Below are 12,553 nucleotides of genomic sequence, written 5' to 3' on the forward strand. Positions count from 1 at the left end.
TTGGGGTGCGATTGCTTCGCAAGCTCGCCATGACAGCCGATTATTGCCAGGGCCTACCCTAGCCCACCAGCCGTTGGGCCCAGCGGCGCAGCCCGGGCAGCTGGGCTAGCCAGGTGCCCAGGTTCATGAGCCAGGGCCGGGTGCCGAGCAGGCGCTGCAGCCGGAAGCTGTGCGCCAGCTGCGGGCCAAGCCGCCGCTGCAGCTCTTCATCGTAGCGATGCATGAAATCGGCGCTAAAATTTTGCTGCGCGAAGCACTGGCGCACCTGCTCGGCCGCCATAATACCGCTGCGAATGGCTAGGTCGATGCCGTGCCCCTGCAAGGGGTCGATGAGCGAGGCCGCGTCGCCGCACAGCATAAAGCGGGCGCCGCTGGCCGGGCGCTGCCGCCCGCCGCCCATGGGCAGCCCAAAGCCCTGGATGGGCCCTAGCTGGCGCGCCTCCCGAAAGCGGCTTGCTAGTCCCGGGTGCGTGGCCAGCTGCTCTAGCAGCAGCTTCTTGAGGTCGATTTTGTGCTTCGACACCAGCTCCGAAAGCATGCCCAGGCCTACATTATAGCGCCCCGCGCCTACCGGAAACAGCCACAGGTAGCCCGCCAAATGGCTGCGGCTGAAGAAAAATTCGGTGGTGCCGCTCTCGGCCTCGGCCACGTTTTCGAAGTAGGCCCGCACGCCAGCACTATGGTAGGCGCGGGCTAGGCGCGGCTCGGGCAGCAGTCGGCGGCCAACCACCGAGTTGGCCCCATCGCAGCCAACGACCAGGCTAGCCCTGATTTCCTGGCCGCTGGCCAGGTGCAGCCGGGCATAGTCGGCCGTGATGTCGATAGTTTTCAGCGCCGCATTTTCGAGCACCTCGGTAGCAGTGTACTGGCGCACGAGGGCTAGCAGGGCGGCGTCAAAATCGAGGCGCGGGCTGTTGAAGGCGGGCAGCTTCCAGTGCATGTAAAAGCTGTTACCGCTCGGGGCAACCAGGCGGCTGCGGCGCACATCATCGCGCGGCTCAAGCTGCCAGAGCGCGTCTACATAGGCTGGGTCGAGTTGGCGTAAGGCCTTGAAGGCGTGGCCCGGCACGGCGTCGCCGCACACCTTATCGCGCGGGAAAGTAGCCTTGTCGAGCAGCGCCACGCGCAGGCCGCTGCCGCGCAGGGCTAGCGCGCAGGCCGTGCCCGCCGGGCCCGCGCCCACAATGGCCACGTCGAAGGGTAATAAATCGGTAGCAGAGCCAGACACGCGGTAAAGGTAAATGCCTGCCTGGCTTTGGGGCGGTCGGGCTGCATCCGGCCCCAATTGCATTGCCGTAAATAAGCAGCCCCGATTCGAAGGCGGGCCGCAGAAGCCCAGCCGTATATTTTGGCAAGCCCCTTGCCTAAACTTGCATCTGTTTGTTGTATTCTACCGTTAGCTACCTCCTATGGACGACCTCACGCATTCCAATTATGGCCTCTCGGCTCCGCCCGAAGCCAACGCTACCGAAGAAGTTGATAATTCGCTGCCCCGGGCGGTATTGCGCTCGGGCACCCACTATTTGCTGGATGGTACCTGGCGCTTTGCCCTCGACCCCGACGATGCGGGGCTAGTAGAAGAATGGTACGAGGGCCGCGACTATCGCTACACGGCGCAGTGGCCGGGCTCCATCGAAGAGCACATTGCCCAGGCCCACGCCACCGAGGCCGCCGCTGGCTGGCAAGACAAAGTAGTGGCCTGGTACGAGCGCGAGTTTCCGCTGCCCGAGGTGGCCACCAACCGCGATGGCAACGCCCGCTCGCTCATTCAGCTCACTTTCGGGGCCTGCGGCTACGAAACCCGGGTGTGGCTCAATGGCAAGCAGCTGCGCACCATCGAGGGCGAAGACGTGCACTACGGCGAGTACACCTCGTTTACCTACGAGCTGCCCGAAGAAGACCTGCACCTCATGAACCGCCTCACGGTGCGCATTGCCGACACGATGGACGCAGAGACTACCCGCGGCAAGCAGGAGTCACACGTGTACAAGCGCGGCGGCATCTGGTACCAGACGCATTCGGGCGCCGTGCGCTCGGTATGGCTCGAAGCCGTGGAGCGCAACCGTCTGCGCTCGCGCGTGGGCGTGGTGAGCACTATTGAGGACCAACTCGTGCGCTTCAACCTCACCCTGCGCATTCACGATGCCGGCGACTACACCGTGCGCCTGCAGGTGTTCGAGCCCGACGCCGAAGCTACTGATGCGCCGCTAGCCAGCTCCGACTTTCCGATGCGGCTGGCGGCCGGCCAGCACGAGCAGCGCTTCTCGATGGAAGTACCCGGCGCCGAGGTGTGGTGCCCCGAAAACCCGCACCGCTACCGCCTCGTGGCCCAGCTCATCGACAACACCGGCTACTCGGCCCAGATTGAGGCCCGCTTCGGCCTGCGCAAGATTGAGTCGCGCGGCCGCAAGGTGTACTTAAATAACGAGCCGATTTACCTCGACGGTATTCTCTACCAGCCCGGCACCGCTACCTACGCCGAGATGCGCCGCCACATGCACGCCATGAAGGAGCTGGGCTGCAACCTCGTGCGGGTGCACATCGCCGGTATCGACCCGCGCATCTATAACCTGGCCGATGAGCTAGGCCTCCTTTTGTGGGTAGAAGTGCCCAGCCCGCACTCAAGCACGCCCCGCAGCCGCGAAAACCACCGCGCCGAGCTGCTGCGCATGCTCTCGCTGATGGAAACGCACCCTAGCATCATCATCTGGAGCCTCTATAACGAGGACTGGGGTGCCCAGGACATTGCCACCAACCCGGCCACCCAGCGCTACATCGTGCAGATGTACAACTTCATGCAGCTGGCCCACCCGCAGTTTTTGGTAATTGACAACGACGGCTGGCACCACATCAGCTACCAGGGCTCGCTGAAGTCGGACCTGCTCACGGCCCACCTCTACACCCCCGACCTGGGCCGCTGGCGCGAGCTGCTCGACCGCCTCATTCACGGCGAGCTCGAAGGCACCGCCGCCTTCCCGCTCGTGGTCGGCGACCCCTACTTCTACCGCGGCCAGCGCCCGCTGCTGGTGAGCGAATGGGGCGGCTTCGGCTTCAGCGACTACGGCGGCCCCGCCGATGCCGAGGCCCGCACCAACAGCATCCGCGATTTCAAGCGCGAGCTGCGCGCTAGGCCCATCGCGGGCGACGTCTACACCCAGGCCACCAACATCGAGGACGAGCGCAACGGCCTCATCGGCTTCCACTCCGGCGAGCTGGAGGTGCCGGCTGGCCTGCTGCACTCAGACCCGGGGCAGCCGGGGTAGGTATCAAAGTCAACAAAAAAGCCGTGGCATCTACCACGGCTTTTTTGTTGACTTTGATATCAGGTCAAAAGCTCTATCTCAACTTATCCTTTAATAATTTATAATTTTCAGCTTTTTTATCAATACTCAACTTAGACAAAATAATAGACGCCTTTTTCTTATCAATATTTCCGAAATAATCAAAAGCACTATGCAATATGCTGTTGAATATAACTTCATGGCTGGCTTTGTCAGTAATCAGTGCTTTATAACAAGGCTCTTTTAAATCAAAAGGCACAGGACCAGCTATTTCTAGCATAGATAGCAAACATTTTTTATCGCGGCAATTATTCAGCAAACCTTGCCACGTGTCTCTAACAGTAGTTGCATCTTCGAAAAACTCTACCCATAGAACATAGCTAACGGGGTCGGCATAATAAGCTTCTGATGCTAAATATTGTATAAAGTGCTCCCAAATAATCTTTTTGTGGTCAGGAAGGGAAATTTCTTTATCACGAACCCCATGATAAAACGGCACTAAAAAATGATAATAGCTTGGGAATTTCTCATATAGCTGAAATCCTAATGAAATTTTATCCGCTACTTCCATTTTTGAGTACCATACTTCGTCCGATATTTCATCAAGCAATGTCCATGTTTCAGATGACAATTGCTTAACTACACCTTGTGTTCCGCAGCCTACAGAAACTGCCTTAGCTTCATTTGCTATGCGGCGTATCTCGGACTCATTCAGGTTGTATGTAGAAAGTATAGTATCGATAGTTTGCATAAACTTTCAAGGTGGCGTGACACAATTAATAAATCTAATATTCAGAGCTTTTAATCTCGTTTCATAACACAGGATTTGATTATTGATGTTCGTAAAGATACTTAGTACAACTGCCTGCCCTCCGAAACCCATCCCCGGCCCGGCGGGTTATCTTTGCAGCTACGCCCCTAGCGGCGCAATTGTTTATGCCGGAGATAACGATAGATGCCGTCCGCCACGCCCTGAGCTTCGTGGAAGAGCCCGACCTGGGCCAGGATTTGATTACCCTTAACATGGTGGAAGACATCGTGGTCGATGGCCGCACGGTGTCGTTTACCGTGGTGCTCACTACGCCCGCCTGCCCGCTCAAGCAGCTCATCCACGATGCCTGCGAGCGCGCCGTGCACACCATGGTAGACAAAGACGCTAACGTGGTGATTCAGATGACGTCGCGCGTGACCACCATGCGCAACAACAACACCGTGCTGCCCGGCGTGAAAAACATCATCGCTATTGCCTCGGGCAAGGGCGGCGTGGGCAAAAGCACCGTGACGGCCAACCTGGCCGTGGCCCTGGCCGCTGCCGGCGCCAAAGTCGGGTTGATTGACGCTGATATTTCGGGCCCGAGCATGCCCACCATGTTCGGCGTGGAAGATGCCCGGCCGCACGTGTACCAGACGCCCGCCGGCAAAAACCTCATCGAGCCCATTATCAAGTACGGGGTTAAGCTGATGAGCATCGGCTTTTTGGCCCCTAGCGAGCACGCCATTGTGTGGCGCGGGCCGATGGCCTCGTCGGCGCTCAAGCAGTTTATTACGGAGGTTGATTGGGGCGAGCTCGACTACCTGCTGCTCGACCTGCCGCCTGGCACGTCCGACATTCACCTCACCATGGTGCAGACCGTGCCTGTGACCGGCGCCATCATCGTGACTACCCCGCAGCCGGTGGCCCTCATGGATGCGCAGAAAGGTTTGCAAATGTTCCGCCAGCCCCAAATTAATGTACCGGTGCTGGGCATTATTGAGAACATGGCTTGGTTTACGCCCGCCGAACTGCCTGAAAACAAGTATTATATCTTTGGCGAAGGCGGCGGCCAGCGCCTGGCTACCAAGCACGACGTGCCGCTGCTAGGGCAGCTGCCGCTCATTCAGGCGGTGCGTGAGGCCGGCGACGAAGGCCGCCCGGCGGTGCTGGCCGACGTAAATTCGCCGCAGGCTGCCACCTTCCGCGACCTGGCCGAGAGCCTGGCCCGGCAGGTGAGCATCCGCAACAACGTAGCGCCTAAAACTACTATTGTGCAGATGAACAGCTAGGAAGTGCTCGGGGTGTTGCCCGCTGCCGGGCAGTGCACCGTTGCACATTTTGCTACTTACCGCTGTTCATAGGATATTGCTAACTGTTAATTGATTAAAGATGGATTCTGTTTTGTCCCGCGTCGAGCAAGCCCTTGATTCTCTGCGACCTTACCTGGCCACGGATGGCGGCAACGTGCGCGTGGCCGAAATCACCGAGGCCGGCGTGCTCAAGCTGGAGTGGCAAGGCGCCTGTGGGGCCTGCCCCATGTCGCCGATGACGCGCGCGGGCCTCGAAGACACCGTGCGCAAAGCCGTGCCCGAAATCACGGCCGTAGAAGCTCGCTAGGCCGGCTTTTCTTAGCTCACAATGCCTGCCCTGCTGCGCTCGTGCGGCATCTTGTCTTGCCAGAATAAATGGCATTGACCCGACAAGATGCCGCACGAGCGCAGCAGGGCAGGTGTTTTTTACGTATTAGCGGCTATCGTTCTGCTTATTTTTGCCTATGCCCGCTTCGCCCGCCAACGACCCCAGTCTGCGCTCCTGGATTGACATCCAGCCCACCGACGATTTTCCGATTCAAAATCTTCCCTTTGGGGTGATGGAAGTGCCCGAGTGGGGCCCGCGCCTGGCGGTGGCCATCGGCGGCTACGCGTTGGATTTATACGAATGTGCGCAGCTAGGGTACTTCGACAGCATTGCCGAGGACGTGCCGGAGTTGGGTGCGGCGCTGCCCAAGGTGTTTCGGCGACGCTCGCTGAATGCGTTTTTGCGGCTGGGGCCGGCCGCGTGGCGGGCCGTGCGCGAGCGCGTGAGCGAGCTGCTGCGCCACGACAACCCCGCCCTGCGCGACAACGAGCTGGCCATTCGCACCTGCCTGCTGCGCCAGCGCGACGTGACGATGCTGCGCCCGGTGAAGCCCACCAACTACGTCGATTTTTACAGCAGCCTGGAGCACGCCACTAACGTGGGCGTCCTATTTCGGCCCGATAACCCGCTGCTGCCCAACTGGCGCCACCTGCCTATTGCCTACCACGGCCGGGCCAATTCTATCGTAGTGAGCGGCACGCCCGTGCGCCGGCCGAGCGGGCAATACCGCCCCGCCGGGCAGGAGGCGCCGGTTTTCGGCCCTACCCAGCAGCTCGATTTTGAGTTGGAATCGGCCTTCATCGTGGGCCAGGGAACTCAGCAGGGAAGCACCGTGCCCCTAGCCGAGGCCGAAAACCACATTTTTGGGCTCGTGCTCTTTAATGACTGGAGCGCCCGCGATATCCAAAGCTGGGAGTACCAGCCGCTAGGGCCGTTTTTGGGGAAGAACTTCGCCAGCAGCGTGTCGCCCTGGGTCGTCACGCTCGATGCACTGGAGCCCTTCCGGGTGGCAGGCCCGGCGCAAGAGCCCGAGCCTCTACCCAACCTACAAGCTACTGGTGAGCAGCACTTTGACATTGAGCTCGAAGTGCTTTTTCAACCGGCCGGTGCTACGGCGGCTCCGTTGGTCATCAGCCGCACCAATATGCGGCATTTGTACTGGAGCATGGCCCAGCAGCTGACCCACCAGGCCAGCAATGGCTGCCCGCTCGATACCGGCGACATCTACGCCTCGGGCACTATCAGCGGCCCCACGCCGGGCTCGCTAGGCTCACTGCTGGAGCTAACGCAGCGCGGCACCCAGCCGCTCGCGCTGCCGGGCGGCGTAGAGCTCGGCTTCCTGCGCGACGGCGATACGGTTATCTTACGTGGCTTTGCCGAGAAGAATGGCCTGCGCATCGGGCTGGGTGAGGTGAGTGGCACGGTGCTGCCAGCGGCAGATTAACTATTGCTTTAAAGCAAAGAAGCCCCGCACCGTGACATCAGTGCGAGGCTTCTGTTTTTAAAGCAGCGCTACTTCTTGCCCGCCAAAATCTCGTCCACAATCAGGGGGTCGAGTAGCGTGGTGGTGTCGCCGAGGTTAGTGGTTTCGCCCTCGGCTACCTTGCGCAAAATGCGGCGCATGATTTTGCCCGAGCGGGTTTTAGGTAAGCCGCTTACCAGCTGAATCTTATCGGGCTTGGCAATGCGGCCGATGGCGGCTACTACCGCTTCGATTATGCTGGCCTCGGTGCGCTGGATGTCAATATCGGTGGTCGGCACGCCGTTTTGGCAAATAACGTAGGCATAGATGCCCTGGCCTTTCACCTCGTGCGGGTAGCCCACCACGGCGCTTTCTACCACGTACTCGCTCTGGTTGATGGCATTCTCGATTTCGGCGGTGCCGAAGCGGTGCCCACTCACGTTTATCACGTCATCGACGCGGCCGATAATGCGGTAGAGGCCGTTTTCATCGCGCCGGGCACCGTCGCCGCTGAAGTAGTAACCGGGGTAAGGCTGGAAATACGTCTGGCGGGCGCGCTCGTGGTCGCCCCAGGTGGTATGAATTACGCCAGGCCAGCTTGCCTTAATAGCCAAGTAGCCCTCCTGTTCGTTGCCCTCAATCTCGGTGCCATCCTGGTTGAGCAGCACCGGCTGCACGCCGGGCAGCGGCAGGCCGGCCCTAGCGGGCACGCTGGGCGTGATGCCGGCCAGCGCCGAAATCATGATGCCGCCGGTTTCGGTCTGCCACCAGGTGTCTACGATGGGGCAGCGGCCTTTGCCCACGTGCTGGTCGTACCAATGCCAGGCTTCCTCATTAATAGGCTCGCCCACCGACCCTAGCACGCGCAGGCTGCTGAGTGAGTAGGCCAGCACGTGGTCGATGGGTGCGGCCATGAGGGAGCGGATGGCCGTGGGCGCGGTGTAAAACACCGTGACGTGGTGCTTGTCAATAACTTCCCAGAAGCGGCCCGGCGACGGAAACGTGGGTACGCCCTCAAACAAGAGCGTGGTGCTGCCCGCCAGCAGCGGGCCATACAGGCCGTAGGTGTGGCCCGTAACCCAACCAATGTCGGCGGTGCACCAGTACACGTCTTTCTCCTCGATTTGAAACACGTTGCGGAAGGTGTAGTCGGCCCACACCATATAACCGGCTTGGGTGTGCACCACGCCCTTGGGCTTGCCGGTGCTGCCCGAGGTGTAGAGAATGAACAGCGGGTCTTCGGCCCGCATTTCCTCAGCGGGGCAGTCTTTGGGCACGTCCTTCACCTCTTCGTGGTACCACACGTCGCGGCCCTCAGTCCATTGCACTGGCCAGCCGGTGTGCTCTATCACGATGACGCGCTGCACGCTAGGGCAGTTGACCAGGGCCTCGTCGACCACGCTCTTCACGGGTATTTGCTTGGCGCCGCGGTTCAGGCCATCGGCCGTGATGACGCACACCGCCTGCGCATCGTTGACGCGGTCGGCGATGGCCACGGCCGAAAAGCCGGCAAAGACCACCGAGTGCACCGCCCCAATGCGGGCGCAGGCCAGCACGGCCACCGCCAGCTGCGGTATCATGGGCACGTAGAGCGCCACCCGGTCGCCCTTCTTCACACCGTTCTTTTTCAGCACGTTGGCAAACTGGCATACCTGCTCGTGCAGCTCGCGGTACGTAAGGCGCAGGTGGCGGGTGTGCGGGTCGTTGGGCTCGAAAATGATGGCTAGCTTATTGGCCCGCTGCTCGAGGTGGCGGTCGAGGCAGTTTTCGGTGAGGTTGAGCGTAGCCCCGGCATACCAGGTGCTGGTGCCGGCCGGCGAAAACTCGCCGCCGCGCACGGTATCCCACTTCTTACGCCAGGTAAAGGGCTCGGCCGCGGCGGCCCAAAAGCCATCAGGGTCGTCAACGGATTGCTGATAATCAGCGTGATACTCTTCGAGGGTGCGCGTGCGAATGGCAGACATTTTTTTAGGAAATTGGGAATGTAGAATGAGGAGTTAAAGGACGTTTTCACACTTGTCATTGCGAGCCTGCGCAGCAATCTTTCCTTCCGCCAGGGGTACTAGCCCAACGATGCGGACGACAAGGAAAGATTGCTTGGCTACGCCGACCTTCGGTTCGCAAGCTCGCAATGACAGACGACCAGGGGGCATATGAAACTGCCATGGCTCATAAATAGCGACTCACCCCCCTAGCAGCTCGCGCACTTTTTGCATGAGCTGGCGGGTGCTGAAAGGCTTGGGAATGTAGAGGTCGGCGCCGGCATCGTAGCCTTTTTGTACGTCGGCGGGTTGGCTTTTGGCAGAGAGGAAAATGACTTTGGTGGCAGTGCGGTCGGGGCGCTGGCGCAGCCGGCGGCACACCTGGTAGCCGTCTACATCGGGCATCATTACGTCGAGCAGCACGAGGTCGTAGGGTGTCTGGCTGATGGCCGCCAGGGCCTCGGTACCGTTGCGGGCAATGCCGACCTGGTAGCCATTCTTGCGCATCAAAAACTCTAATGACATGACGATATTGGGCTCATCATCAACTAGTAATATGGCGGGGGTGCTCATAGCTGGAAGGAAGTAGAAAAAGGAGCTGTCGCCCGCACAGGCACGGCCAGCGGCAGCTCGACAAAGAAGCGGGCACCCTGCTCGGGGGTGCTCTCAACCCAAATGCGGCCCTGGTGCAGCTCCACTATTTTTTTGGTAATGGCCAGGCCCAGGCCCGAACCCTCGGGCTTGCGCATATTCTGGTTGCGGGCCTGAAAAAACTTGTCAAATATCTGGTGCTGCTCGGCCAGGGCAATGCCCTTGCCATTGTCTTCTACGCACAGCAGTAGGGCATCGGCAGCCGGCCAGGCCAGCACCGCAATGCGGCCGGGCCGGCCGGGCACGGCGGCCTTGATGGCATTAGAAAGCAGGTTGATGAGCACTTGCATGAGGCGGTCGCGGTCGGCGGGCAGCAGCGGCAAGCCGGGCGGCACCTCTACGCGCAGCTCGCTGCCGCGCTCGCGGGCTAGCTGGCCCACGGCCTCGGCGGCGTCCTGCACCACCTCGGCCACTACCAGGGGCGTGCGCTCCAGGCTCGCCTGCCCGCTCTCAAACTTCTCTAAATCAAGCACCAGGGAGATGAGACGGGTGAGGCGCTCGGCCTCACGGCCGATGGTGTGCTGGAAGTGCTGGCGCTCCTCCACTTCCAGGTCGGGGTTATCGGCCAAGATTTCAGCCAGCGCCCGAATGCTGGTAAGCGGCGTGCGCAGCTCGTGGGTCACGGTGTAGAGAAACTCGTCCTTTTGCATGTCCAGCACCTGCAGCTGGTCGTAGGCCTGGCGCAGCTCATCCGTAAGGCGCTGCAGCTGACGGCTTTGCTTTTGCAGCTGGCGGTTGGCTTCCAGTAGTTGCTGGCTTTCTTTGAGAATGCCCACCACGCTGTCGTAGCTGATTTGCTCGGCCCCCGCCACCGACGCTAGCACCATGCGGGCCGAAGCCGGCCCTAGCGTGCCGGCCAGCAGCTTTTCGGCATAAGTAAGCAGGCGCGGGTCGGCCGTTGGCAATGGCTGAGTGGCTGAATGGGTAAATGACTGGTTGGTATTTTCTGAGGCGGGCAACGCATCGGGGAAGCGCTCGGCGAAAGCGCGCAGGGCCTGGTTGGTGCGCTTTTTTCCTAGGAAGCCAAGCAGCAGTGCGCGCACGTCGGGCAGGGGCGTGCGGCCCTGCCAGCCGGCTATTTCCTCCGCCAGACTGCGGCGGCGAAAGACATCAACAAACACATCAGCCTGGCGCAGCTCCAGCGCCGTGGGCGGCCAGGCCAGCGACAAGCCTACGTAGAGCCCGATGTTGAAAAACCAGCTCCAGAACAACCCGTGCGATAAGTAATCAAGCCCTTCGAGGCCAAAGAGCGCGCCCGGCCGCAGCCAGGCTAGCCCCCCCACCCCGTCGCTCAGCATGCTCACCGGCAGGTGCCCTGGCCCCACCAGCGTGGGCACTACCAGCGTAAAAAACCACACGCCAAAGCCGGCCAGCAGCCCCAGCGTGGCCCCGCGCCGGGTGCCGCCCTTCCAGTAAAGCCCCCCGAGCACGGCGGGCAGAAACTGCGCTACCGCCGCAAACGACACTAGCCCGGTATTAACCAGCGGCAGCTGCCGGCCCACCCCGGCGTAGTAGCCGTAGGCCAGGGCCAGTACCAGCGCCACGGCCAGCCGCCGGCTCGTGAGGGCCACCCGGCCCAGGTAGGCAAACCAGCGCCGCTGGCCTTCGGGCCGGGCCGCCGGCACCCGCACCAGCAAGGGCATGAGCAGGTGGTTGCTCATCATCACGCTCAGGGCAATTGTTTCGACGATAATCATGCTGCTGGCCGCCGAGAGGCCCCCCAGATACGTGAGCAGGGCTAGCCACGAGTGCCCAGTGGCCAGCGGCAGCGCCAGCACAAAGGTGTCGGCATCGAAGCCCCGGCCGCCGAGTTTTAGCATCCCGCCAAAGGCTACCGGCAACACGAATACATTGATAACAAGCAAATAGAGCGGAAACAGCCACATCGCCTTGCGCAGGTGGTTTTCGTCCACATTCTCCACCACGGCCACCTGAAACTGGCGCGGCAGCAGCAGCACCGCCGACATGCTGAGCACGAGCAGCGTGAGCCATTCGGCCCCGCTGGTGCCGGTAGCTTTTAACGTAAAAAGCTGGCGCAATGCAGGCACCGCCGCGGCCTGGTCAAACACGTCGGCGAAGCCCCCAAACAGCCCGAACGTGACGAAGCCCCCTAGCAGCAGAAACGCCAGCAGCTTGACCAGGCTTTCGAGGGCCACGGCCAGTACTACCCCTTCGTGCCGCTCGGTGGCCTCTACCGAGCGCACCCCGAAGAGCATGGTAAACACCGCCAGCGTGCCCGCCGCAAACAGCGCCGCCCCGCTAGCCCCCGCTCCCTGGCTGCCACCGGTGAGAATGACAAACGAGCTGGCAATAGCCTTGATTTGCAGCGCGATGTAGGGCACTACCCCGAGCACGCACACGGCCGTCACGAGAGCCCCTAACGAGGCGCTCTTACCATAGCGGGCCGAGATAAAGTCGGCAATGGAGGTGAGCCGCTGCTGCCGGCACACCCGGATTATTTTGCGCAGCACCAGCCACCACGCTGGCGCCAGGAGCCCCGGCCCCAGGTAAATACCCACGAAGCTCAGCCCCTGGTGCGCGGCCCGGCCCACCGAGCCGTAGTAGGCCCAGGCGGTGCAGTACACGGCCATGCTCAGGGCATATACATACGGATTGGCCACCAGGCTTTTGCGCGCCGCCGAGCGCCGCTCGGCGGCGTAGGCAACGCCGAAAAGCAGGGCCAGGTAGCCAAACGAAAAGGCGATGACGAGCAGCTTATTCACCAGAGAATGTCCACCGCAAAGATTGCGGGGCAGAAAAAAGCGGACATGAAGTATAACGCACC

Annotated in this window: 9 protein-coding genes; 4 read left to right on the forward strand and 5 right to left on the reverse strand. The window is 61.1% G+C overall.

The features are described 5' to 3' along the window. Nucleotides 1-58: 58 nt before the first annotated feature. Nucleotides 59-1,228 carry a geranylgeranyl reductase family protein gene (locus J4D99_RS05915; RefSeq protein ID WP_208130783.1) on the reverse strand — a complete coding sequence of 390 codons (1,170 nt, stop codon included), beginning with the start codon at nt 1,226-1,228 and terminating at the stop codon, nt 59-61. 181 nt (nt 1,229-1,409) lie between these two features. Between J4D99_RS05915 and J4D99_RS05920 the strand changes: the two genes are divergently transcribed. After that, nucleotides 1,410-3,263, forward strand: coding sequence for a glycoside hydrolase family 2 protein (locus tag J4D99_RS05920; protein WP_208130784.1), 1,854 nt, complete (start codon nt 1,410-1,412; stop codon nt 3,261-3,263). 73 nt (nt 3,264-3,336) lie between these two features. Here the strand turns inward: J4D99_RS05920 and J4D99_RS05925 are convergent, their stop codons facing one another. Then, a complete protein-coding gene (locus tag J4D99_RS05925) occupies nt 3,337-4,032 on the reverse strand; it encodes a hypothetical protein (protein ID WP_208130785.1) in 696 nt (231 codons plus the stop codon). Nucleotides 4,033-4,217: 185 nt separating this feature from the next. Between J4D99_RS05925 and J4D99_RS05930 the strand changes: the two genes are divergently transcribed. The 3 genes from J4D99_RS05930 (at nt 4,218) to fahA (ending at nt 7,117) form a co-directional block, all read left to right on the forward strand. Further along, complete coding sequence (locus tag J4D99_RS05930) at nt 4,218-5,324, forward strand: Mrp/NBP35 family ATP-binding protein (RefSeq protein WP_208130786.1); 1,107 nt, start codon at nt 4,218-4,220, stop codon at nt 5,322-5,324. 100 nt (nt 5,325-5,424) lie between these two features. Continuing rightward, nucleotides 5,425-5,652, forward strand: a complete 228-nt coding sequence (locus tag J4D99_RS05935) for a NifU family protein (RefSeq protein ID WP_208130787.1) — start codon at nt 5,425-5,427, stop codon at nt 5,650-5,652. Nucleotides 5,653-5,809: 157 nt separating this feature from the next. Next, complete coding sequence (fahA, locus tag J4D99_RS05940; protein ID WP_208130788.1) at nt 5,810-7,117, forward strand: fumarylacetoacetase; 1,308 nt, start codon at nt 5,810-5,812, stop codon at nt 7,115-7,117. Nucleotides 7,118-7,185: 68 nt separating this feature from the next. On the opposite strand, the gene acs is transcribed toward fahA, so the two are convergent. The 3 genes from acs to J4D99_RS05955 all read right to left on the reverse strand — a co-directional run bounded on the left by acs (nt 7,186) and on the right by J4D99_RS05955 (nt 12,491). Further along, nucleotides 7,186-9,099 carry an acetate--CoA ligase gene (gene acs / locus J4D99_RS05945; protein WP_208130789.1) on the reverse strand — a complete coding sequence of 638 codons (1,914 nt, stop codon included), beginning with the start codon at nt 9,097-9,099 and terminating at the stop codon, nt 7,186-7,188. A gap of 219 nt (nt 9,100-9,318) precedes the next feature. Beyond that, on the reverse strand, nt 9,319-9,690 hold the full coding sequence (locus tag J4D99_RS05950; protein WP_208130790.1) for a response regulator transcription factor: 372 nt from the start codon (nt 9,688-9,690) through the stop codon (nt 9,319-9,321). Further along, nucleotides 9,687-12,491, reverse strand: a complete 2,805-nt coding sequence (locus tag J4D99_RS05955) for an ATP-binding protein (RefSeq protein ID WP_208130791.1) — start codon at nt 12,489-12,491, stop codon at nt 9,687-9,689. The genes J4D99_RS05950 and J4D99_RS05955 overlap by 4 nt, the downstream gene beginning before the upstream one ends. Between the last annotated feature and the right edge of the window lie 62 nt (nt 12,492-12,553).

The sequence above is a fragment of the Hymenobacter sp. BT559 genome (assembly GCF_017571525.1).
Taxonomy (GTDB): Bacteria; Bacteroidota; Bacteroidia; order Cytophagales; family Hymenobacteraceae; genus Hymenobacter; species Hymenobacter ginsengisoli.